19 protein-coding genes, 1 other RNA gene and 1 pseudogene are annotated in these 23,555 nt (G+C 63.1%); 11 read left to right on the top strand and 10 right to left on the bottom strand.

Annotated elements, in window-relative coordinates; translation table 11 throughout:
• Window positions 1-13: 13 nt before the first annotated feature.
• The 5 genes from HHL21_RS09390 to HHL21_RS09370 form a co-directional block, all read right to left on the bottom strand.
• A complete protein-coding gene (locus HHL21_RS09390) occupies window positions 14-817 on the bottom strand; it encodes a sulfite exporter TauE/SafE family protein (RefSeq protein WP_169465185.1) in 804 nt (267 codons plus the stop codon).
• Entirely contained in the window at window positions 817-1,284 is a 468-nt protein-coding gene (locus HHL21_RS09385; protein ID WP_169465030.1) for an EVE domain-containing protein, read from the bottom strand. Before HHL21_RS09385 ends, HHL21_RS09390 begins: the two co-directional genes overlap by 1 nt.
• A gap of 81 nt (window positions 1,285-1,365) precedes the next feature.
• Window positions 1,366-1,546: non-coding RNA, 6S RNA (gene ssrS / locus HHL21_RS09380), on the bottom strand.
• A gap of 46 nt (window positions 1,547-1,592) precedes the next feature.
• Window positions 1,593-1,907, bottom strand: a complete 315-nt coding sequence (locus tag HHL21_RS09375; protein WP_169465028.1) for a cell division protein ZapA — start codon at window positions 1,905-1,907, stop codon at window positions 1,593-1,595.
• Entirely contained in the window at window positions 1,904-2,086 is a 183-nt protein-coding gene (locus tag HHL21_RS09370) for a DUF904 domain-containing protein (RefSeq protein ID WP_308640230.1), read from the bottom strand. Before HHL21_RS09370 ends, HHL21_RS09375 begins: the two co-directional genes overlap by 4 nt.
• Window positions 2,087-2,453: 367 nt before the next feature.
• Here HHL21_RS09370 and groES point away from each other — a divergent pair, with 367 nt between their 5' ends.
• From groES to HHL21_RS21645, 7 genes are all read left to right on the top strand, one after another.
• Entirely contained in the window at window positions 2,454-2,744 is a 291-nt protein-coding gene (gene groES / locus HHL21_RS09365) for a co-chaperone GroES (protein ID WP_119809403.1), read from the top strand.
• A gap of 48 nt (window positions 2,745-2,792) precedes the next feature.
• Window positions 2,793-4,442, top strand: coding sequence for a chaperonin GroEL (gene groL, locus HHL21_RS09360; RefSeq protein ID WP_169465025.1), 1,650 nt, complete (start codon window positions 2,793-2,795; stop codon window positions 4,440-4,442).
• Window positions 4,443-4,678: 236 nt separating this feature from the next.
• Complete coding sequence (locus HHL21_RS09355) at window positions 4,679-5,089, top strand: GntR family transcriptional regulator (RefSeq protein ID WP_169465022.1); 411 nt, start codon at window positions 4,679-4,681, stop codon at window positions 5,087-5,089.
• Between the two features lie 9 nt (window positions 5,090-5,098).
• Complete coding sequence (locus tag HHL21_RS09350) at window positions 5,099-6,016, top strand: ABC transporter ATP-binding protein (protein WP_229496253.1); 918 nt, start codon at window positions 5,099-5,101, stop codon at window positions 6,014-6,016.
• Window positions 6,017-6,026: 10 nt separating this feature from the next.
• Window positions 6,027-7,880, top strand: coding sequence for a hypothetical protein (locus tag HHL21_RS09345; RefSeq protein WP_169465018.1), 1,854 nt, complete (start codon window positions 6,027-6,029; stop codon window positions 7,878-7,880).
• A gap of 38 nt (window positions 7,881-7,918) precedes the next feature.
• Window positions 7,919-9,964, top strand: a complete 2,046-nt coding sequence (locus tag HHL21_RS09340; RefSeq protein ID WP_169465016.1) for an alpha/beta hydrolase family protein — start codon at window positions 7,919-7,921, stop codon at window positions 9,962-9,964.
• A 77-nt stretch (window positions 9,965-10,041) separates the two neighbouring features.
• Window positions 10,042-10,533 carry a hypothetical protein gene (locus tag HHL21_RS21645; protein ID WP_229496251.1) on the top strand — a complete coding sequence of 164 codons (492 nt, stop codon included), beginning with the start codon at window positions 10,042-10,044 and terminating at the stop codon, window positions 10,531-10,533.
• A gap of 3 nt (window positions 10,534-10,536) precedes the next feature.
• On the opposite strand, the gene HHL21_RS09330 is transcribed toward HHL21_RS21645, so the two are convergent.
• On the bottom strand, window positions 10,537-12,387 hold the full coding sequence (locus tag HHL21_RS09330; protein ID WP_169465013.1) for a glucokinase: 1,851 nt from the start codon (window positions 12,385-12,387) through the stop codon (window positions 10,537-10,539).
• A gap of 8 nt (window positions 12,388-12,395) precedes the next feature.
• Window positions 12,396-14,036: an alpha-amylase family glycosyl hydrolase gene (locus tag HHL21_RS09325; RefSeq protein ID WP_169465011.1), complete on the bottom strand. Its 1,641-nt coding sequence runs from the start codon at window positions 14,034-14,036 to the stop codon at window positions 12,396-12,398.
• A gap of 290 nt (window positions 14,037-14,326) precedes the next feature.
• Between HHL21_RS09325 and HHL21_RS09320 the strand changes: the two genes are divergently transcribed.
• Together HHL21_RS09320 and HHL21_RS09315 are read left to right on the top strand one after the other, a co-directional pair.
• The gene (locus HHL21_RS09320) at window positions 14,327-15,886 is read left to right on the top strand and encodes a POT-type proton-dependent oligopeptide transporter (protein WP_169465009.1); all 1,560 of its coding nucleotides are present in this window, start codon (window positions 14,327-14,329) and stop codon (window positions 15,884-15,886) included.
• Between the two features lie 138 nt (window positions 15,887-16,024).
• The gene (locus HHL21_RS09315) at window positions 16,025-18,742 is read left to right on the top strand and encodes an alpha-1,6-glucosidase domain-containing protein (protein WP_169465007.1); all 2,718 of its coding nucleotides are present in this window, start codon (window positions 16,025-16,027) and stop codon (window positions 18,740-18,742) included.
• On the opposite strand, the gene HHL21_RS09310 is transcribed toward HHL21_RS09315, so the two are convergent.
• Together HHL21_RS09310 and HHL21_RS09305 are read right to left on the bottom strand one after the other, a co-directional pair.
• Window positions 18,702-19,325, bottom strand: a complete 624-nt coding sequence (locus HHL21_RS09310) for a DUF6064 family protein (protein WP_229496249.1) — start codon at window positions 19,323-19,325, stop codon at window positions 18,702-18,704. The genes HHL21_RS09315 and HHL21_RS09310 overlap by 41 nt on opposite strands.
• A 20-nt stretch (window positions 19,326-19,345) precedes the next feature.
• The gene (locus HHL21_RS09305; protein ID WP_169465003.1) at window positions 19,346-20,266 is read right to left on the bottom strand and encodes an aldo/keto reductase; all 921 of its coding nucleotides are present in this window, start codon (window positions 20,264-20,266) and stop codon (window positions 19,346-19,348) included.
• 105 nt (window positions 20,267-20,371) lie between these two features.
• Here HHL21_RS09305 and HHL21_RS22145 point away from each other — a divergent pair.
• Window positions 20,372-20,788, top strand: a pseudogene (locus HHL21_RS22145) (serine hydrolase domain-containing protein); the annotation flags it as partial.
• 2 nt (window positions 20,789-20,790) lie between these two features.
• A complete protein-coding gene (locus HHL21_RS21920; RefSeq protein WP_370659696.1) occupies window positions 20,791-21,528 on the top strand; it encodes a serine hydrolase domain-containing protein in 738 nt (245 codons plus the stop codon).
• Window positions 21,529-21,575: 47 nt separating this feature from the next.
• On the opposite strand, the gene glk is transcribed toward HHL21_RS21920, so the two are convergent.
• Window positions 21,576-23,432: a glucokinase gene (glk, locus tag HHL21_RS09295; RefSeq protein WP_169465001.1), complete on the bottom strand. Its 1,857-nt coding sequence runs from the start codon at window positions 23,430-23,432 to the stop codon at window positions 21,576-21,578.
• Window positions 23,433-23,555 lie beyond the last annotated feature (123 nt).

Genomic DNA, 23,555 nt, shown 5'->3' with positions numbered 1-23,555 from the left:
ATTTGCATCGCGTCTACGCAAACGCCTTCCAGAACATATACACGGCAAGCGCATATAAAATCACGGCAAATATCCGCTTCAATTTCGCGACCGGCATTTTGTGCGCGGTCCGCGCACCCAGCGGCGCCATTGTCATACTGGCCGCCGCAATCACCACCAGCGCCGGCAAATAAATATACCCGAGCGAATATTCAGGCAACCGTGTCTCGCCCAATCCAAAATAAACATTCGACAGCGTGCCGGCCAACGCAATCGGAAATCCGAGCGCCGCACTGGTAGCCACCGCATTATGGATCTTCACGTTACACCAGCTCATAAACGGCACCGAGATAAAACCCCCGCCCGCGCCAACCAGTCCCGCGACGATGCCGATAACGCCGCCCGCCGCAAACATGCCAGGCGCCTTCGGTAAATCGCGCGAGGCTTGCGGTTTCTTATCCACCAGCATCTGGGTCGCGGAGAAAGCGACAAACAGCGCGAACACCAGCGCCAGCGCGGATGCATCGAGCTGCTTGCCGATCCACGGCCCGATCCACGATCCGATCAGAATCCCGGGCGCAAGCATGCGAACCACGGGCCACAGCACCGCACCATGCTTGTGATGCGCGCGCACCGATGACAGCGATGTGAACATGATGGTCGCCAGCGACGTGGCAATCGCCATGTGCACGACCAGCTCCGGCGGAAAGCCTCGCGCCGTAAAGATCATCGTAATAAACGGCACCAGCACCATGCCGCCGCCAATTCCAAGCAGGCCCGCTGCAAAGCCGCCCGCGGTCCCCATGATGAGCAGTATGCCGACTAAACTCCAATCCATCAGCTGCCCGCCCGCAGGCGCTTGAGCACCGTTTTCCATTGCGGCACGGTCACCGGCGTAATCGACAGCCGGCTCCCCTTCTGCAGCAAAACCATATCCTCCAGCGCCGGCATGCTGCGCATTTCCGACAGCGGCAGATAGCTGCCCTCTTCCACCGCCTTGACGTCGACCGAAATCCAGCGCGGCTGTTCAAGCGTCGCTTTCGGATCGAAATAATGGCTTTTCTTGTCGAACTGCGAGGCGTCCGGATACGGTCCGCTGACCACTTCCGCAATCCCGGCCACACCCGGCACCGCGCAGCTGGAGTGATAGAACAGCACGCCGTCGCCGGCCTTCATCTGGTCGCGCATGAAATTACGCGCCTGGTAATTGCGCACGCCGAACCACGCCACCGTTTTCTGCGGCGCCGCCAGTACGTCAGCGAAACTGACTTCGTCCGGCTCCGATTTCATCAACCAATACGCCATCTCCACACTCCATCAATTCTTAATCGCGCGCCCATAAAAAAAAACGGTTGCGCACCGAATGCTTGCAACCGCTTCTGGAATAAGAGCCCCGCCTGTGCCGTTTTTGCCGGCATCCCGAACCTGATGGTTCAAGGTGGTCACAGTTAGTTCAATTTCGGGTTCGTCGGACTAGCGACGCTCACGCCCATCGAACAAAATTCCGCAACCGATGCACATAAATGGTTCAAGGAATATATGGCAATCGCGAACACCGCAGGGTGGAACGGAGTTTACTCCGATGCGTCGCCGTGTCAAACGAATTTGGGCTCTTAAAACAGATTTTCCTGCGGCGTGAGGGCGCTGTCTAACACTGTGTGCATCGCGCTCAGTTTCTGCTTGACTTCCAGGATCGACATGTCCGAAAGCGGGCCTCCTTGCGGCGATTTCACCGACAGGAATTCGGCGGCGACACTGATCGCGGCCATGACGGCGATGCGGTCGTTGCCTTTCACCTTGCCCGAGTCGCGCAGCGAGGTCATCTTGGCGTCGAGGTAGGCCACCGCTTCCCTCAGCGTGGCCTGCTCGCCTTCCTTGCATACCAGGCGGTACGGGGTGCCCATGATGGTGACGTCGAGATGGATCATTGCGCGGCCTCCTGGGTGGTTGCGTCGTCGGCGGCATCAGCCGCAGGCAGCTGGGCCAGCAGGGCCTCGACCCGGCGCTGGGCTTCGGACAGGCGCTCCATGAAGGCTTCGTTTTCACGGCCGAGCAGCGTGTTGGACTGGCGCAAGGCGGCATTCTCGCGGCGGAGCGACATCGTCATCTCGGCAAGCCGGTCGATTTTGTCGGAAAGTTCTTGGAATTCGGAAATCATCCCATAACTATAGGGGTGTCGGGGAATTTCCGTCAACCGATTCAGTACGTTAGCGCCGTTTATTCATCCAATCTGTACGGCAACAGGCGATGCAGCGGTGCCGCATTTGCGCAAACTCAAGTCTTTCAGTTAAATAAATACCTTAGCGCCTTGAAAACCACCATGACCGTCCCTATAATTAGCACTCGTTAGTAGAGAGTGCTAACAACTCTTTCTGGCCGTTGCAGTCACTGGAACGGCACATTTACGACAGGAAGCAGCCCAGCGCAGCTTCTGCCGATAGCAAGTCAAACCATTGATAACTAAGGAGTTATGCATGAACCTTCGCCCTTTGCACGATCGCGTCATCGTCAAGCGTCTCGACCAGGAAACCAAAACTGCGTCCGGCCTGATCATCCCTGATGCAGCCGCAGAAAAGCCGGACCAAGGCGAGATCCTCGCCGTCGGCAATGGCAAAGTGCAGGAAAACGGCAATGTGCGTCCGCTGGAAGTCAAAGTCGGCGACCGCGTCCTGTTCGGCAAATACTCGGGCCAGACCGTCAAAGTTGACGGCGAAGAACTGCTCGTGATGCGCGAAGAAGACATCATGGCCGTGCTGGTCAAGTAATCAGCCCGCACCGTTTGACCCACCAACGAATTTAACGGAGAAACAAACATGGCAGCTAAAGATGTAGTGTTCGGCGACGCAGCGCGCGCCAAAATGGTTGAAGGCGTCAACATCCTCGCCAACGCGGTGAAAGTCACCCTGGGCCCGAAAGGCCGCAACGTTGTGCTCGAGCGTTCGTTCGGCTCCCCTACCGTCACCAAGGACGGCGTGTCGGTTGCGAAAGAAATCGAACTCAAAGACAAGCTCATGAACATGGGCGCGCAGATGGTCAAGGAAGTTGCTTCGCGCACCAGCGACAACGCCGGCGACGGCACCACCACTGCAACCGTCCTGGCGCAGGCGATCGTTCGCGAAGGCATGAAGTTCGTTGCTGCCGGCATGAACCCGATGGACCTGAAGCGCGGCATCGACAAGGCAGTCGCTGCCACCGTCGAAGAGCTGGCCAAGATTTCCAAGCCATGCACCACCACCAAGGAAATCGCGCAAGTTGGCGCAATTTCGGCTAACTCCGACTATTCGATCGGCGAGCGCATCGCTGAAGCCATGGAAAAAGTCGGCAAGGAAGGCGTTATCACCGTTGAAGACGGCAAGTCGCTGAACGACGAGCTGGACATCGTTGAAGGTATGCAGTTCGACCGCGGCTACCTGTCGCCATACTTCATCAACAACCCGGACAAGCAAGTCGCTATCCAGGATAGCCCGTTCATCCTGCTGTGCGACAAGAAGATCTCGAACATCCGCGACCTGCTGCCAATCCTGGAACAAGTTGCCAAGGCTGGCCGTCCACTGCTGATCATCGCGGAAGACATCGAAGGCGAAGCGCTGGCAACCCTGGTTGTCAACAACATCCGTGGCATCCTGAAGACCGTTGCCGTCAAGGCTCCGGGCTTCGGCGACCGCCGCAAGGCAATGCTGGAAGACATCGCTATCCTGACCGGCGGCCAGGTGATCGCTGAAGAAGTCGGCCTGACCCTGGAAAAGGTCACGCTGGCAGAACTCGGCCAGGCTAAGCGCGTTGAAGTCGGCAAGGAAAACACCATCATCATCGACGGCGCTGGCGAAGCATCCTCGATCGAAGCACGCGTCAAGCAGGTTCGCGTCCAGATCGAAGAAGCAACCTCGGACTACGACCGTGAAAAGCTGCAGGAACGCGTTGCCAAGCTGGCAGGCGGCGTTGCAGTGATCAAGGTTGGCGCTGCCACCGAAGTCGAAATGAAGGAAAAGAAAGCACGCGTCGAAGATGCACTGCACGCAACCCGCGCAGCTGTTGAAGAAGGCATCGTTCCTGGCGGCGGCGTAGCACTGCTGCGCGCCCGCGCGAACCTGACCGTCAAGGGCGACAACCCTGACCAGGACGCAGGCATCAAGATCGTCCTGCGCGCAATGGAAGAGCCACTGCGCATGATCGTCCAGAACGCCGGCGAAGAAGCATCGGTAGTCGTTGCAGCTGTACTGGCTGGCAAAGGCAACTACGGCTACAACGCAGCCAACGGCACCTACGGCGACATGGTCGAGATGGGCGTGCTGGATCCAGCCAAAGTTACCCGTTCGGCACTGCAGAACGCAGCGTCGATCGCCGGCCTGATGCTGACCACCGATGCAATGGTCTGCGAAATGGCTGACGACAAGCAAGCGATGGGCGGCATGGGCGGTATGGGCGGCATGGGCGGCATGGGTGGCATGGACGGCATGATGTAATTAGCCGGACTTGGGCGCTTGCTTCAGGTGCCCTGCTCCCAGCAGAAAAAAAGCCTGCAAGGTTATGCCTTGCAGGCTTTTTTGTATTAGTTGGCCTAAAAACGTCGCTCCCGCGGAGGCGGGAATCCATGCTGAGTCCGCGCTCGCATACGTCCAAACCCCAAAAAATATGTTGACCGTCGATAAACGCGATGCTACTGTACTAACCGTAATAGTACAGTATAGGACACCCCACCATGACCCGCCGCGCCGCCCTGATGCTTCAAATCGCCACTGGCGACCCACGCCCGATCAACCGCCAGATCGTCGATGGCGTACGGCGCATGATCGCCAGCGGTGAACTCGAGGTCGGCGCCGCGCTGCCCAGCGTGCGCGGCCTGGCGCAGCAACTCACCGTCAACCCGAACACCGTCGCCAAGGCCTACAGCGAACTGACGGCCGAAGGCTGGCTCGACTCGCGCGCCGGCCTCGGTGTGTTTGTCGCCATCCCGCGCCAGCGCCTGTCCGATGAAGAACGCAACCGCCGTCTCGACGACGCCGTGCAGCGCTTCGTCGGCGACGTGGTCGGCCTGGGATATCCCGCCGGCGCGATCGTGGACAGGGTGGCGGGCGAACTCGAGCAGTGCTTTCCCAAAAAAACCGCCTGAGGAATGACGATGAGCGATTTCGTAATCGAGGCCGGTCAGCTATGCCTCCAGTACCAGCGCAAGATGGCGCTCGACAACCTGACGCTGAATATCCCGCGCGGCGGCACCCACGCCATCGTCGGGGCCAATGGCGCGGGCAAGTCGACGCTGTTCCGCGTGCTGCTCGGTTTCGAGACCCCCGATTCGGGCGCCGCGCGCATCCTCGGCCACGACAGCACGCAGCTGCCGCACGCGCTGCGCGGCCGCATCGGCTTCGTCAACGAAGAGCACACCCTGCCCGGCTGGATGCGCGTCGATGAAGTGACCGCGATGCAGCGCCGCCAGTACCCGCAATGGAACCAGCAGCGCCACGGCGAGGTGCTACGCCACTTCAACGTGCTGCCCGAGCAGAAGATCGCCCAGCTCTCGCGCGGCGAGCGCGCCGGCGTCAACCTGGCGCTGGCGCTCGCGCAAAGCCCGGACCTGCTGATACTCGACGAACCGACCCTCGGCCTCGACGTCGTCGCCAAGCGCGCCTTCCTCGAAGCGCTGATGTTCACCAGCGTGGGAGACGGCTCGACCATCATCTACTGCTCGCACCAGATGGAAGAGATCGAGCGCGTCGCCGACAACCTGATCATCCTCGAGCGCGGAACGCTGCGCCACATGTCGGCGCCGTTCGAATTCTGCGAACAGGTGCAGCTGTGGGTCGCCGAATTCCCGTTCCGCGATCCCGACACCAGCCACCTCCCCGGCGTGCTGCAAATCCAGCGGCTCGAGGGCCTGACCCACTTCGTCGTGTTCGACCAGGACGAAGACTTCGGTGCGCGCCTGCGCCTGCTGGGCGCGCGCAGCGTGCACAGCATGCCGGTCAGCCTGGACCGCGCCGTCAACAGCTTCCTGTCGCGCGGCCATGTGTCGAACGCGCCGGTCCAACTCGCAGCCTGAAGGAAGAATCATGAAAGACCTCTTCTTGAGCGAATGCCGGCGATTCAGGAACGCCGCGCTGATCTTCGCCGGCGTTCACCTGCTGCTGCAGCTGTTCGTCCACCGCATGACCGACCTGCTGCAAAGCCGCTGGGAGCTGCACATGCTGGCGCTCGCGGCCTACATGCTGGCCGGGCTGGCGTTCGCGCTGTACCAGTTCGGCAGCTACCGCCAGCCGGGGCGCTGGATATGGCTGCTGCACCGCCCGCTGGCGCCGCGCGCGATCTTCGGCGCCATCGGCCTGGCGGCATTCGCGCTGATCGTGTTTGCCGTCGGGCTTCCGGCGCTGCTGGCGGTCCTCGGCAACGACGTGCTGAGCGCCCGGACGGTCGACGCGCGCCACTACGTACTGGTACTGCACCTGGTGATCCTGACGCTGAGCGCATGGCTCGCCGGCAGCTACGTCATCCTCAACCGCAGCCGCAGCGCGATCGTCATCCTGCTGGTGCCCTTCCTGCTGATGGCCCACCTCGCATCCGGATTCGTCATGCTGCTGGCGGGCGCACTGTGCGTCGCGCTGCTTGCCTTCACCGCATCGGGCGCCTTCAAGCCTGACCGCATGGCGCCACCTGCCAATCCCGCGATGGCGGCGGCGACCGCCGTGCCGCTGATGTTCGGCTTCTATTTCGTGCTGCTGTGGGGCGGCTCGGTGATGTACCAAAACGTCCAGATCGGTCTCGGCACGCATCCGCTCAATATGCCGACGCCACCGGCCGGCGGCTTTACCGAGTCGACCCGCGCCGAAGGCCGCGACCTGCTGCTGGCCGGGCTCGCGCACTCGACCGACCCGCGTGCGCCGCAATGGCGCCGCCAGGTTCCGCTGCTCGACGTCGCCAACTTCGAGCCATCCGGATCGAAGTTCCCGGTGCGCCACCAGGCCAGCAATCTCGACACGCTGCAATGGGAGGACGCCGGACGCCACGTCGAATGGACCTTCAGCCACGACACCATGCGCTTCCATGGCCGCGACACGTTCACCTCGCAGGTGAGCGGCACGCTGGGACTGCACGGCATCGGCGACATGCAGCCGTTTCCTGCCGTGCCAATCCTGCCGGAGGAGGGATACATCCTCACGCCGCAGGACCTGTACGCATTCGACAGCGACAGCGGCGCCGTGCGCCCGCTCATCGCCCTGCGCGCGCCGGAGACGCTGGCGCGCACACCGAAGCTCGTTGGCGAGCGCCTCTACGTAATTACCAATCACCGCCTGATCGCCTACCAGCGTCCGGACGACGACGATAAAGGGATGCTGAAGGAGGCGTACAGCGCTCCCCTGCCCGGCCCATTCAGCGACCTCGATCGCATCGACATCGCCGGCCTGCTCGATGGCTCGCTGGTCTCGTTCAGCTTCGGCCGCGCGATGATCCAGGGCGCCGGAGAATCGGCCCAGACGATTATGCTGGTCGACGCGGCGGGACGCGCAAGCGTTGTGGCGAAACGCCAGCTGGCACACGACTTCGCCCCGGTGTTCGAACATCACGCATGGCTGATCTCGCCGGTACTGCATGCGGTGCACGCGCTGCCCGACGCACTCCTTGACGAGGGCCATATCCTCGACCGAGGCGACAGCGACGCCGCGATCGAGCTGCGGTATCCACGTCCTCCTTCCATATGGATTGCGGCGGCAGCGTTGTCGCTGCTGTCCGCCGGCGGCGCCTGGTTCTGGCTGCGCCGGTCAAGGGTGACGCCATTTGGCAAGGCCGCATGGATCGCCAGCTGCATCCTGCTCGGTCCCCCATCCCTGCTTTGCCTGATGGTGCTGCATGCGCGGCCGCCTCAGCCAAAAGCGAACGAAGCACCGCAGGCTGCGGCCGCCGCAGCCTGATCCAGCCAGACAGCCAACCATAACAAAAAGGAGTCACCATGTTTTCCCGTCAGATTGAACGGGCAGGACCCGTTCGCGCCATCGTTATAGCCTGCCTTGCCGCGGCATCGTTCGCTCATGCCGCACCAGTGGCGGAAACGCGCTCGCTCAAGGAAGCGATCGCCCGCAACGCCGCGCTGCCCGCAGCCCCCTTCATCGGAGACGACGACTTCAGCCGCCGCTCGCGGCTGCGCGACGTCAAGCTGTCGCCCGATGGCGCCTTCGTCAGCTTCGTCGAGATCGACGGCCAGTCGCTGCACCTGAACCTGATGAATACGCGGACATTGGAGAAGAAGCGGCTGCTGACGTCGACCGGCCGCCAGGAAGTGCACTGGGCGAGCGACAGCAAGGCGCTGTTCATCGACAGCGGCGACGGCCTGTCCGTGCTGCCGGTCGACGGTGGTTCAGGAAGCAAGATCGCATCCTTCGACCGCAAGCTCGCGCAGCAGTTCGTGGCAGTGGACACGGCACGTCCACGCGCAGCACTGGTCGAGGAATTCGACCGCGCCGCGAAGATCTACCGCCTCTCGCGCCTCAATGCCGACGGAACCCGCGAACTGCTGTACGAAGGACGCCAGCTTGAGGAGTTCCTGCTGGACGGCGCCGGCCAGCTTGCCTTCACCCGCACGCTCGACGACCAGTACAACCAGGTCGTCTCGCGCAAGGCAGGCGATACGTGGATCGAGGCGACCCGCTGCAAGCGCCTGCGCGCCTGCAACCTGGTGTCGGGCGACCAGCACCGCCTGACGATGGTCGTGAACCACGCCGACGACCGCAAGGCGTTCATTGAAATCGACCTCGCGAAGCAGGCGCAGCGCGTTCTGCACACCGATCCAGCCGCGCTCAGCGACCTGCGCACCGTCGTTGTTTCGCCAGCCTCGCAACAGCCGCTGTTTGCCATCTATGACATGCCCCAGCGCCGCCTTCACGGGCTGACGCCTGCGGCAAAAGCAGCGGCTGCCGACATCACGCGCCGCTTCCCGGACACGACGATCAGCATCGGCGCGGCCGAAGCCGCTGCGCAGTGGCTGTTGTCCGAACGCGGCGCCCGCCTGCAGCAGGAGCGCTTCTGGCTGTACGACCGCAAGGCCCGCAGCTTCACCGAAATACTCGCGCAGGAACGCCAGCTCGGCAACCCGCTGCCCGAACAGCAGCTGGCCGCCAAGATCCCCGTGCACTACCGCGCCTCCGACGGCGCCATCGTCCACGGCTACCTGAGCCTCCCGCCGGGCAAAGCTGCCGCCAGCCTGCCGATGCTGACGATGGTCCACGGCGGACCGTGGTCCAGTTTCGACAATAACTACACAAGCCTGGTGCAATTGGTGGTCAACCGCGGCGTCGCGGTATTCCAGCCAAACTTCCGCGCCTCGACCGGCTACGGCGACAAGTACATGCTGGCCCCGAAGGCGGACTTCGGCAACGGCCGCGCGCAGGCGGACATCATCGAAGGCGTGCGCTGGCTGCTCGCCAACGGCGTGGGCGACAAGAAGCGCCTTGCGATCATGGGCGATTCGTTCGGCGGCTATTCGACACTGCTGGCACTGACGAACGAGCCGGACCTGTTCCAGTTCGGGATGGCGACCGTCCCTCCGCCGGACTTCGCGCGCACCCTCAAGCTGGCCAGCGATGCAGGAGACGTCATGGGCGCAGGCGGCGTGCCGTTCTCGGTGACGCTTGCCGAGATGGGCATCCACCTCGACGACCCAGCCGCGATGAAGCGCATTGCCGATGCGGCACCGGCCGCGCATCCTGAAAAAATCACCAAGCCGCTGTTGTTGATCGCGGGCGGCAAAGACGACAAGGTTGACATTGCGGCGGTGACGGACTACGTCGCGCGGCTGCAGGGACTGGGAAAACCGGTCAGCCTGCTGGTCGACCCGGACGAAGGCCACAATCCGCGCAAGCCAATCGTTCGCCAGGCGTACAGCTACCTGCTCCAGCAGATGCTGCACAAGCACCTTGGCGGCCCGCCTGTCGCGGCGCCCACGCCTGAGCTGGCGAAGTACCTTGAGCAAGCGATGAAAGCCAATGGCTCGCTGAAGTAAAACCGTCCGCAGCGAGCATGATTGCCCCCGCCATGCCTTTGGTTTAGTATGGCCGCACTATAAAAAGAGGTGCCAACATGCTCAAGCAGGAATCGTCCAATCAACGCATCAGCGGCGTAGCGCTGGCCGCGGTCATCGCGCTTGCCTCGGTGCTGGGCGGCTGCCGTGAGAAGCCGGCGCCTGCCCCTGCTGCGCCGGCACCGGCGGCTGCCGCTACCGATGCTGCCGCCAGCCGCACCCGCGAACAGGCGATGAGCGCGCTGATGGCGCTGCCGGAACTGCAGGCCTGGTCAATCCAGCTTGAAAAAGCGTCGGGCGGCAAAGTGCGCGGCGCACTGATCGAATACGACAGCGCGCCGCGCGTCATCAACGGCAAGAGCTACTGGCAGTTCAGCTTTGTTGAAAATGGCAGCGACGCGGCGCACCCGTGGGACAGCTTCCTGGTCGCGCAGCAGGGCAGCGAGATACTGGTCGAGGACTTCGGCACCGATACCCCGCTCACTCTCGAGAAGTGGCGCAAGGAGAAGCGCCCGATGGCACGCACGTCGGGCGAGATGATCGGCGAATAAGCGTCAGCTATCGAGGTGCGAGATCATCATGCGCCGGTGATCCGCCTCGCCGAGTTCCTTGCCGCTGCCGTCGAGCGAAATCCCGACCGATACGATATCGATCAGCAGCAGTTGCAGCATCCGCGAAATCATCGACAGGAAGGTCGTACTGTCCTCCGTATGATCGACAGCCAGGCACACACTGGCGCGCTTTGCCAGCGGCGAACCGCTGCTGGTAATCGCAATGACATCCGCACCGGCCGCCCGTGCCGCAGCCACCGCCTCCAGCAGCTCCGGCAAACGCCCGGAATTCGAAATCGCGATCACCACATCCCCCGCCTTGAGCAGGCCCGCTGCCAGCGTGAACAGGTGCGAGTCTCCGTACGCCGACGTCGGAATGCGGAAGCGGAAGAACTTGTGCTGGCCATCGAGCGCCACGACACGCGAATTCCCCATCGCGTAAAACTCGACCCGGTTCGCCTTGCTCACCAGTTCGATGGCACGGTCGATCGAACGCACGTCCAGCTGGTCGCGGAACTTCAGGATCGCCGACACCGTGTTGTCGATCACCTTCGCCGACAAATCGTGGGTGCTGTCTCCGGTACGTACCTGGCTATGCCGGACCGGAATCGCGCCGGTCAGGCTGCTGGCGAACTTCAGCTTGAAGTCGGCCAGGCCGAGGAAACCGAGCGAGCGGCAGAAACGGATCACGGTCGGCTGGCTGACGTCGGCAGAGCGCGCGATCTCCGCGATCGGCTCGTTCAGCACAAGGCGCGGCTGCTCCAGCACCAGCTTCGCCACGCGCTGCTCGGCGGGCGTGAGCTCGTGCTGCAGGTGCGCGATGCGCTCCATCAGCGTGTTGGCGCCGCTGCGCCCGCGCAGGTGCTCCGACAAAATCGTCGCGACGCCGCGCAGGGCCGGGTGCGGCGTGGTGATCACGTAGGTCGGGATACTCGACAGGTAGTCCGAAAAACGCCCCTTCGCTTCGAAGCGCGCACGGAACGACGACTGCGCGAACCACTCGCCCATCCGGGGCACGATGCCGCCGCCGATGAAGATGCCGCCGAACGCGCCGAGCGTAACGGCAAGGTTGGCGGCCGCGCCTCCCAGCATGCCGCTGAAGCAGTCGAGCACTTCGAGGCAAAGCGGATCGCGCTCGTCGAGCGCGCCGGTGATGATATCAGGCGATGAACGCGGCGCGGTCTTGACGCCGTTACGCTGCGCCAGCGCGCGATAGATGATCTCCATGCCCGGGCCGGAAATCAGGCGCTCATTGGACACGTGCGACCACTCCTTCCACGCGTACTGCAGGATCGCGAACTCGCGCTCGTCGGCGGGCGCGAAGTTCATGTGCCCTCCTTCGCTTCCCAGGGTGACGAAGCCGTCCACCGTTGGGATGACGGCGGACACGCCAAGGCCGGTACCAGGTCCGAGCACTCCGACGACGGCGTTGGCGCCGGCCGTGCCCTGGCCGACCTGCATCAGGTCGTTGGGCTTCAGCCCTGGAAGGGCCATTGCCAGCGCGGTGAAGTCGTTGACGATCAGGAGGGTGTGGAGGCCGAGTTCACGGCGCACCGCGTCGGTGGAAAACTCCCAGGCGCGGTTGGTCATGCGGACCTTGTCGCCGTTGATCGGGTTGGCGACAGCCAGTGCGGCGTGGTGGAGCGTGATGTGTTCGTGGTCGGCGAGGTAGAACCGCAGCAGCGGGACGATGCCTTCGAAGTCGTCGCAGCGCAGCACGCGCACGGAGCCGAAGGCGCCAGGGGCGGTTTCGAGCGCGAGGCGGGCGTGGGTCGCGCCGATGTCGGCCAGCAGGCGCGGGCCGTCGGCGAAGGCGGTACGCGAAAGTTTGGAGGTAGCGGCGAGGCTGGTCATTGTATGGATTATTCGACCGTACCAAACCATCCGCCAAATGCAGGCAGCGTCACCTTCGTCCCATTGACGCTACCGTGCAGCCCGTGCCCCGTCATCGCGACCGCGCCCGCAACGGCCGGCAAGTCCACCTCGATTGGCTTAGCGCCCAAATTAAACACCGCCACCACACCCGGATGCCCCGCCAGATCGCGGCGCAGCGCCAGCACAGGTTCCGGCGCGTCGAAGAACACAATCTCGCCGCGCGTCAGCTGCGGCGTATTGCGACGCCATGCGATCAGGCGGCGCGCGAAATTGAGCGGCGACTCCGGATCACTCTCCTGCACCGACGCCGCCACCGCGATATGCGGCTCGGCCACCGGCAGCCACGGCTTGCCAGTCGTGAACCCGGCATTCGGCTTCTCGCTGGTCCATGGAATCGGTGTGCGGCAGCCATCGCGGCCCTTGAACTCCGGCCAGAAAGTAATGCCATACGGGTCCTGCAGCAGCTCGAACGGCACGTCCGCTTCGGTCAGCGCCAGTTCGTCGCCCTGGTACAGACACGGCGTGCCCTTGAGCGACAGCTGCATCGCCAGCACCAGCTTGGCCAGCGCAGGCGTCGGGTTGTCGCCGCCCCAGCGCGTCATCACGCGGATCGCGTCGTGGTTGCCGACCGACCAGGAGGCCCAGCCGCCCTTGACGCGCGCTTCGAATTCTTCGACTTGCGTGCGGATGTGGGCAGCCGAGAACTGTGGCGTGAGCAGGTTGAAGCTGTACGCCATGTGCAGCTTGTCGCCGTCGGCGGTGTATTCGGCCATGACGCCGAGCGCATCGTCCGCGCCTACTTCGCCGATCGCCACCGCGCCGAATTCATTGAGCAGCGTGCGGATCTTCTGCAGGAAGGCGAGGTTCTCGGGCTGCGTCTTGTCGTAGATGTGCGACTGCATGCCGTACGGGTTGACGTCGGTGACGGTGGCCGTATCGCGCTTGGTCGCAGCCGGATTGCTGCGCAGCTTAGTATCGTGGAAGTGGAAGTTACATGCATCCATGCGCACGCCGTCGACGCCGCGCGCGAGCCAGAAGCGCAGCGCGTCGAGGTGGGCCTGCTGTACATCCGGGCTATGGAAGTTCATGTCCGGCTGGCTTGCCAGGAAGTTGTGCAGGTAGTACTGCTTGCGGCGGCTGTCCCACTGCCACGACGAGCCACCGAATACGGACAGCCAGTTATTTGGCGGATTACCGTCCGGGAGCGGGTCGGCCCATACATACCAGTCGGCCTTCGGATTGTCCCGGCTCTTGCGGCTCTCGACAAACCACGGATGAACGTCAGCGGTGTGCGACATCACCTGGTCGATCATGATCTTCAGGCCCAGGCCGTGCGCCTTCGCGATCAGCGCGTCGAAGTCCGACAGCGTGCCGAACATCGGGTCGACGTCGCAGTAGTCCGAGATGTCGTAGCCGAAGTCCTTCATCGGCGACTTGAAGTACGGCGACAGCCAGACAATGTCGACGCCCAGGCTCGCGATATAGTCGAGCTTTGAAGTGATGCCCGGCAGGTCGCCAATGCCGTCGCCGTTAGAGTCGAGGAAACTACGTGGATAAACCTGGTAAATGATTGCTTCGCGATACCAAGTCGCTTTTTCGTCGGAATGCTGGGCGAGGTCTTTGTTCATGGCTGGGTCCGGTGGAATGCAAGACGGGAATTTGTACACAATATACATGACTTGGCGCGCTTTTACAATTTGCCGGAGATAGAAAGTATTACGCACATACTCTATAAAATCAACGACTTAACTCGAACGCAGCGGACTAAAATTTAACGGATCAGTAGTCAAACTACAGCTATGTTTGGAGCTCAACAATTTTATGTTGCCAGCATTTCCGCTTCGGCTTAGCATCGCGTCTGGTTAAAACATTCGGAGCGAAAATGTCGCAGGTAGAAATTCAAGGCGGGACGGGGAAAATGCCCCGGCAAATCCCGTTCATCATCGCAACCGAAGGGTGCGAACGGTTCAGCTTTTACGGGATGCGCAACATCCTCACCCCATTCCTGATCAGCACCCTGCTGCTGTTCCTCCCGGAGCCGGACCGCGCGGGCGAAGCCAAGCACGTGTTCCACACCTTCGTCATCGGCGTGTATTTCTTCCCGCTGCTGGGCGGCTGGCTGGCCGACCGCTTCTTCGGTAAATACGACACCATCTTCTGGCTAAGCCTTGTCTACTGCGCTGGCCACGCCTGCCTGGCGATCTGGGACGATAACCTGAACGGCTTCTACTTCGGCCTGTTCCTGATCGCGCTTGGTTCGGGCGGCATCAAGCCGCTGATCTCCTCGTTCGTCGGCGACCAGTTCGACCAGACCAACAAGGGCAAGGCCAAGGTCGTATTCGACATCTTCTACTGGATGATCAATTTCGGCTCGTTCTTCGCATCGCTGCTGATGCCGATCTTCCTGAAGGACTTCGGCCCATCGATCGCCTTCGGCATCCCGGGCATCCTGATGTTCATCGCCACCATGGTGTTCTGGTCCGGCCGCAAAAAGTACATCAACGTACCGCCGGCGCCAGAAGACCCAAACTCGTTCACACGTGTGGCACGTACAGCGCTGCTGGCAGCGAAGCCTGGCCAGTCCCGCCCTGGCCTGATGGTCGCCGGCATCGGCGCGGTAGGCGCCCTCGCCTCGCTCGCCATGAGCCTCCAGTGGGGCTTTGTCATCGCCGCCTGTACCGCGGTCGTGCTGCTGCTGGCTGGCGGCGGCATCGGCACCTCGATGCAGCTCGAACGCGCGCGCGGCGCCCACCCTGACGAAGCGGTCGACGGCGTGCGCGCCGTGCTGCGCATCCTGATCGTGTTCGGCCTGTCGACACCGTTCTGGTCGCTGTTCGACCAAAAGGCTTCGACCTGGATCGTCCAGGCACAGGCGATGGTGCCGACGGTCGCCGCATTCGGCACCGAGTTCACCATCCTGCCAGCGCAGATGCAGGCGCTGAACCCGCTGCTGGTGATGATCCTCATCCCGTTCAATAACCTGGTACTGTACCCGCTGATCCGCAAGGCCGGCATCGAGCCAACTGCGCTGCGCCGCATGACGGTCGGTATCGTGTTCTCGGCGCTGTCGTGGATTGTGATTGGCATGATCCAGGTATCGATGGACGGCGGCGAGCCGATGTCGATGGCATGGCAGATCCTGCCGTATGCGCTGCTCACGTTCGGCGAGGTGCTGGTCTCGGCAACCGGGCTTGAATTCGCCTACAGCCAGGCGCCTGCGTCGATGAAGGGCGTGATCATGGCGTTCTGGTTCCTGGCCACCACCGTCGGCTCACTGTGGGTCCTGATCGTCAACCAGGCAGTCAAGAACGAGGCCGTGCTCGCGCATATCGCCAATAGCGGGGTCGGCGTGATGGCGTTCCAGATGTTCTTCTTTGCCGCGTTTGCATTTGCAGCAGCCGTCGCATTCGGCATGTACGCAGTGCGCTACCGCATGGTCGACAACTACCGCGTCGACACCAAGGCCGCCCTGGCCTGATCCAGCTGCCCCTCCCGTCCTGGGAGGGGCATTAAATCTACGTAGTAAAGCTACAAATATTGCGCTACCATTGTGAGAGCAAGGACGCATCACGTCCAGACAGTCTGTAAGTTAATAACAACCTACTCCGAGACAGCCATGCGCCACCTCTCCAGCCAAGCCCTTTTCCGCCTGTCCCTCGCCGGCGCCGCAGCCTGTGTCGCAAGTGCCGCGCATGCCGCCGCGCCGATCGAAGCGTGCGACGCCGCGTCGTTCCTGACTGTCGTCCATGCCGCGCCTGCGCAGTACGACGCCCGCGCCGTCTGGCTGAACGCGGGGCTGATTAAATGGCCTGGCGCCGATGCGGCAGGAACGTTCAAGCTGTATCACTCGCCCACGGCAGCAATCAGCGCGGTCAAAGGCGCGAAGGTAAGCGGCGCTGCGGGCGCGCTGAAGCTGGCCGAATTCAAGGACACCGTTCCGGCCGGCGTGAGCAAGCGGTTCAAATATGTAGGGCAAGGGCCGGTGCTGGCCGTGGCTCAAAAGGACATGGCGGAGCTGCACCGCCAGCAGCTGGTGCTGGTCCAGGAAGCCGCGGACGGCACCGTTATCGCCGCCACGCGCATCCAGTCCGCCGGGGCACTCGACGAACTGTATGCGCCGGCGGCGCAGGTCCACGACCTTGGCGCCACCGCCGGCAAGCGCCGCACATCGTTCAAACTGTGGGCGCCGACCGCGCGCGACGTTTCGGTTTGCACCTTCGACAGCGGCAGCGCGCGCGCCAGCGGCATCGAGCAGATGAAACGCGATGCGAAAACCGGCGTGTGGACAGCCTCGAAGCCAGCCGATATGAGCGGCAAATACTACAAGTACGCGGTGGACGTGGTCGTCGACGGCATGGGCGTTGTGCGCAACCTCGTCACCGACCCCTACTCGGTCAGCCTGACGACCGACTCGAAACGCAGCTACATCGCCAACCTGGCAGCGCCATCGCTCAAGCCGAAAGGCTGGGACAGCCACAAGATTCAGGCGACGGTGCAGGCGCAGACCGACATGACGATCTACGAACTGCATGTGCGCGACTTCTCGATCAACGACGACACGGTCAGCGCCGCGAACCGCGGCAAGTACGCCGCGTTCGGCGAGGCCGGATCGAACGGAATGAAGCACCTGACCGCGCTCGCCCGCGCGGGCATGACCGACGTGCACCTGCTGCCGGTCTATGACATCGGCAGCGTGCCCGAACAAGGATGCGCGCAGCCAAAGCCGACGGGCGCGCCTGACAGCGATACGCAGCAGGAACTGGTCCAGAAGACGGCGGAAACAGACTGCTTCAACTGGGGCTACGATCCTTACCACTACAGCGCGCCCGAAGGCAGCTTCGCGAGCGACCCGGCCGACGGCGCCAGGCGCATCATCGAGTTCCGCGACATGGTCATGAACCTGCACCGCACCGGGCTGCGCGTAGGCATGGACGTCGTCTACAACCACACCTTCGCTTCCGGCCAGAAGGAAAAGTCGGTGCTCGACCGGATCGTGCCCGGCTACTACCACCGCCTGAACGCCACCGGCGGCGTCGAACAGTCCACCTGCTGCGACAACACGGCCACCGAGAACCTCATGATGGGCAAGCTGATGGTCGATTCGGCCGAGCTGTGGACACGCGAATACAAGATCGACTCGTTCCGCTTCGACCTGATGGGCCACCAGCCGCGCTCCGTGATGGAGCAGCTGCAGAAGCGCGTCGACAGAGCTGCGGGCCGCCACGTACAACTGATCGGCGAAGGCTGGAACTTCGGCGAAGTAGCGGACGGTGCGCGCTTCGTGCAGGCGTCGCAGCTTTCGCTGAACGGCAGCGGCATCGGCACCTTCAGCGACCGCGCGCGCGACCACGTCCGCGGCGGATCGGCGGGCGACTCCGGCGACAAGATGCTCAAGCTGCAGGGCTACATCAACGGCCTGGTGTACGACCCGAACGCGGCGACGGAAAAGCGCCCGGTAACGGACCTGATGCACAGTGCGGACATGGTCCGCGCCGGCCTGGCCGGATCGGTGCGCAGCTATCCGTTGACGACATACAAAGGCGAGAAGAAGGCGCTGCAGGACATCGACTACGGCGGCCAGCCGGCCGGCTATGCCAGCCAGCCGGGTGAAGCGGTCAACTACGTCGAGAATCACGACAACCACACGCTGTACGACATCAACGCCTTCAAGCTTCCGGTCGCGACCACTTCCTACGACCGCGCACGGGTGCAGATGCTTGGCGCCGCCATCAACGCCTTCAGCCAGGGCGTGGCGTACTACCACGCCGGCATCGACACGCTGCGCTCGAAATCGCTCGACCGGAACAGTTTCAACTCCGGCGACTGGTTCAACCGCATCGACTGGAGCTACCAGGACAACTACTTCGGCACCGGCATGCCGCGTGCCGAAGACAACGGCAAGGACTACGCGCTGCTCAAGCCACTGCTCGCCAACGCCGCGCTCAAGCCATCGCCGGCGGACATCGCGCATGCACGCGACGTCTTCCGCGACCTGCTCGCGATCCGCGCCAGCAGCACGCTGTTCCGCCTGCGCAGCGCGGACGACATCAAGCAGCGCCTGCGCTTTTTCAACACGGGACCGCAGCAGGAGCCAACCGTCATCGCCGCGCACATCGATGGCGAAGGCTATGCGGGTGCGAACTTCAAGGGCGTGAGCTACTTCCTCAACGTCGACAAGGTGGCGCACACGGTGACGGTTGGCGAAGCCAGGGGTAAAACGCTGCGCATCCATCCGGCGCACAAGTCCGACAAGCGCGTGGCGGAAGCCACGTATGACAGCGCCAGCGGCACCTTCAGCATCCCGCCGCGCACCGCTGTCGTCTTCGTTGAATAATCCGCATCAACGCAAGCAAAGCAATCAGCGGCACGACCCAGGCATTGGGCGCGCCCATGGTCCACAAGGTCGCGCCGCTGACAGCACTCCACAGAAGGGGAACTGGCCATAATATCCAGTGGACGCGCTGGCAAAGCGCCAGCAACGCCAGCGTGAAGGCGACGGTCGGATCGGGCGCGATTCCGAACATTTCCGCTTGCTGCCACGGCCGCCCGCTCAGCAGCGTCAGCAGCGGGTAGCCAAGCAACGCCAGCGACAGCACGCCAGGCCCGAACCGGTCGTGGCTTGCGTGCAGTCTCCCCGCGAAAATCAACAGCATTCCCTGGACCGCAAAAGCGGCAGCAAAGTACGGCGCTGCCGAATTGATCGCGGTGTAACGCTCGGCGTGAAATGCCCATGCCACCCACAGCCAGCAGATCCCCAATACAATCGCCGCGACGCGGCCAGCACCGGTGCGCCGAACGCACAGCACCAGCGCCAGGCCTGCGGCGAAGGCAAGCAGGTGCAGCGGCCAGACCTCCAGGTTGTAGAGCTGAATGAGCCGATAGTAAGTCCGCGCCGAAAACATCAGCAGGTCGGACAACCTGTAGGTAGACCATTCGCTCACAGTAAACGCGCGACATGTGCGCTGATGCGGTTGCGGAATTCCGCGTCGGGCATGGGCCCCGATCCCGCCGCCATATTCTCGCGCACGTGGGCCACCTGCGAGGTCGCTGGAATCGCGCACGTGATATCCGGATGCGACACGATAAATTTAAGCAGCACCTGCGCCCAGCTGGTGCACTTGATCTCCGCCGCCCAAGCCGGCAACGGATGGCGCCGCAGGGCCGCGGTCAGCTCTCCTTGCCGGAATGGCCGGTTCGCGATCACCGCAATGCCGCGTGATCGCGCCAGCGGAAGGATGCGCCGCTCCACCTCGCGGTCGACGGCGTTGTACGTCACCTGGACAAAATCGATCGGCTGGCTGGCCATGATCTTGAGGATGTCGGCGTGGCGCCGCCCTTCCGAAGTGGTGATGCCGACATAGCGCAACTGGCCGGCCCTCTTCATCGCGAACAGCATCGGCAGGTGCTGCTCCCACGCGAGCAGGTTATGCACCTGCAGCAGGTCGAACCTGGGAACGCGCCATTTGCGGCGCGACCCGGCGACCTGCGCCGGACCGTCCGAACTGGTCCAGACCTTATCGGCCGAGAACAGCCCAGCCGGCCGGCCAAGCTGCTGCAGCCCGGCGCCGATGACATCCTGCGCCGAGCCATACATCGGTGACGAATCGATCATCCTTCCGCCGGCCGCGAAGAACTGGCGCATGACAGCGGCGCACTCGGCGCGGGCGGCAGGGTCGCTGCCGACATTGAAGGTGATCCAGCTGCCGAGGCCGACCACTGGGATAAGCTCTCCCGAGGACGGAATGCGGCGGCTCAGCAGCGCTGGCGCGGCGGCTCGAAGCGGCACTGCCGCGCCGGCGCCAAGCGCCAGTATCGACTGCAGGATGCGGCGGCGGTTCGCGGACAGCTTGGCTAGCATTTATGCGACTCCAGGATCAGGGTTCGGGACGGACTGTCCCATGGCACCACAAACCGGGCGAACTTTCAAGGACAGCGCGGGCCGCCCGTGCGTATGTCATGATGGATGTACCTCAACTCAGCCCGGGCACCGTCGATGAAAACAGCAATCTGCTTGCTTGCATGCGTCCTGTCCGGATGTTCTGCCCTGCGACCGGCGCCGGAAGCGATCCCGGATGCCGAAGTGCATGCACTCATGCGGCGCAACAGCGTGGAAGGCCTGGCACTGGCTGTAATCGAACGTGGCAAAGTGGTGAAGGTAAGCGCTTACGGCAGGCGCAACGTGGCGAATGCACTTCCGCTCGCCCCCGATACCATCATGTACGGCGCCTCGCTGACAAAAACTGCGTTCGCGTACATGCTGTTGCAGCTGGCCGACGAAGGGAAGCTCGACCTCGACGCCCCCTTGAGCGCGTTGCTCCCGCAAGCGCTTCCATCGTACGACGCTCACCCATACGATTTCACCGATCTGGCGAATGACCAGCGCTGGCGACGGCTGACGCCACGCATCCTGTTGACGCACGCCTCGGGCTTCGCCAACTTCCGCTGGCTGGAACCGGACAAGAAGCTGCGCTCCATTTCGATCCGGGCAGCCGATATGCCTACTCCGGCGAGGGCTTCTATTTGCTCCAGCTGGTCGTCGAGAAAGGACTGGGCCTCGACACAGGGCAGGAAATGCAGCGGCGTGTTTTCGACCGCTTTGGAATGCGCAATACGAGCATGAGCTGGCGCGAGGACTTCGGCGCCAATCTGGCCGACGGCTATACGGCCGAAGGCAAGGTCGAACCCCACGACCAGCGCAGCAGCCCCAGGGCGGCCGGGTCGATGGATACAACCATCGATGACCAGTCACGTATGTGGGCCGGCATCATGCGCGGCGATGGGCTAAGCGCAGCCGCGCGCGCGGCATTGATCAAGCCACAGCTGCCGATCGGGTCCACCAGCCAGTTCCCCACACTCACAGCCGCACAGGCCAGCTGGCCGCAATCGCTTGCGGCGGGCCTGGGGCTGGTCACATTCCGTGACCGCAGTGGTCCAGCGTGGTTCAAGGGTGGACATAATGACTCGACCGGGAACATGGTGCTATGCCTGGAGTCAGGTCAGCGCTGCATCGTGCTGTTGGCAAATGACGTCCGCGCCGAGCGCATCTTTCCGGAGCTCGCCAGGCGCGTGCTGGGCGAGACCGATATGCCGTGGAGATGGGAATACAGCTGGGCTCAATAACGCTCGGTTCCTTTCACCCAGCGGTCCAGGCCGAACTCCCAAGATTCCTAAACGTCGGTATGCGAAATCAGCAGGCGCTTGTTCTCCGTTTCGCCTTCCGACTCGCCGCCCTGCGCGCCGAGCGAGATGCCGACCGAGATAATATCGATCAGCAGCAGCTGGAGGATCCGCGAAATCATCGACAGGAAGGTGGTGCTGTCCTCGCTGTGGTCGACAGACAGGCAAATCGACGCCTTCTTCGCCAGCGGCGATTTGCTGCTGGTGATCGCGATGACATCCGCTCCCGTGGCGCGCGCAGCATCGACGGCCGCCAGCAACTCAGGCAGCTTGCCCGACGTGGAGATCGCGATCACGACGTCGCCCGGCTTGAGCAGCTCCGCCGCCAATGTGAACAGGTGCGAGTCGCCATACGACGCGGTCGGAATCCGGAAGCGGAAAAACTTGTGCTGGCCATCCAGCGCCACCACGCGCGCATTCCCCATCGCGTAGAACTCCACCTTGTTCGCCTTGCGCAGCAGATGGATGGCGCGGTCGATCGACACCACGTCGAGCTGGTCGCGGAACTTCAAAATCGCCGACACCGTATTGTCGATCACCTTCGCCGACAGGTCGTGCGTGCTGTCCGAACGCCGCACCTGGCTGTGGCGCACCGGGATCGTCCCGGTCAGGCTGCTGGCGAACTTCAGCTTGAAGTCGGCCAGGCCAAGGAAACCGAGCGAACGGCAGAAGCGGATGACGGTCGGCTGGCTGACGTCGGCCAGGCGCGCGATTTCCGCGATCGGCTCGTTCAGCACTTTGCGCGGATGCTCCAGCACCAGCGTCGCGACGCGCTGCTCGGCTGGCGACAGTTCGTGCTGCAGGTGCTGCACGCGCTCCATCAGCGTGTTGGCGCCACTGCGTCCGCGCAGGTGTTCGGACAAGATCGTCGCCACGCCATAGAACGCCGGATTCGGCGTCATGATCACGTAGGTCGGGATCTGCGCGAGGTAATCGGTGAAGCGTCCTTTGGCCTCGAAGCGCGCGCGGAATGAGGACTTCGCGAACCACTCGGCCATGCGCGGCACGATGCCGCCGCCGATGAAGATGCCGCCGAATGAACCCAGCGTCACCGCCAGGTTGGCGGCGGCGCCGCCCAGCATGCCGCTGAAGCACTCGAGCACCTCGATGCACAACGCGTCGTTCTGTTCCAGCGCGCCGCTGATGATTTCAGGCGATGAGCGCGGTTTGACGTCCATGCCGTTGCGATCGGCCAGCGCGCGATAGATGATCTCCATGCCGGGGCCGGAAATCAGGCGTTCGTTCGAGACGTGCGACCACTCGGTCCACGCGAACTGCAGGATCGCGAACTCGCGCTCGTCGGCCGGTGCGAAGTTGACGTGGCCGCCCTCGCTGCCCAGCGTGACGAAGCCGTCGAGTGTCGGGATGACGCCCGATACGCCAAGGCCGGTGCCAGGTCCGAGCACGCCGATGACGGCGTTATCGACAGGCGTTCCGCCACCTACCTGCATCACGTCGCCGCCGGCCAGGCCGGGCAGCGACATCGCCAGCGCGGTGAAGTCGTTCACGATCAGCAGCGTGTTCAGGCCCAGTTCGCGGCGCACTTCGTCGGTCGAAAACCGCCAGTCGCGGTTGGTCATGCGGATCAGGTCACCGCTGATCGGATTCGCCAGCGCGAAAGCGGCGTGATTGATGCGGGTGCCGGCGTGGTCCGCCAGATACGAATGCAGCAGCGGCACGATGCCGGTGAAATCGTCGCATTTCAAGACGCGCACCGCGCGCAGCACGCCGGGTGCGGTTTCGAGCGCGAAGCGCGCGTGGGTTGCGCCAATATCGGCCAGCAGGCGCGGGCCATCCGCATACGCTGTGCGGCTGTACTTCTGTTCGTTGTCGAGGTTTTTGGTCATCACTATCAGTAAAAACTGGATGGCGACAAGGATACCCTATTGTATGAAATGCACCAAAACTTGAATTGCGATAAGCAATTCAGCATCGGGGTCCGTCCCCGGGGACAATAAGCAATTCAGCAT

The sequence above is a fragment of the Massilia polaris genome (assembly GCF_012927275.1).
Lineage (GTDB): Bacteria > Pseudomonadota > Gammaproteobacteria > Burkholderiales > Burkholderiaceae_D > Telluria_A > Telluria_A polaris.
Note: the sequence above shows the minus strand (reverse complement) of the source record. Positions and strands in the feature narration are given on the sequence as shown.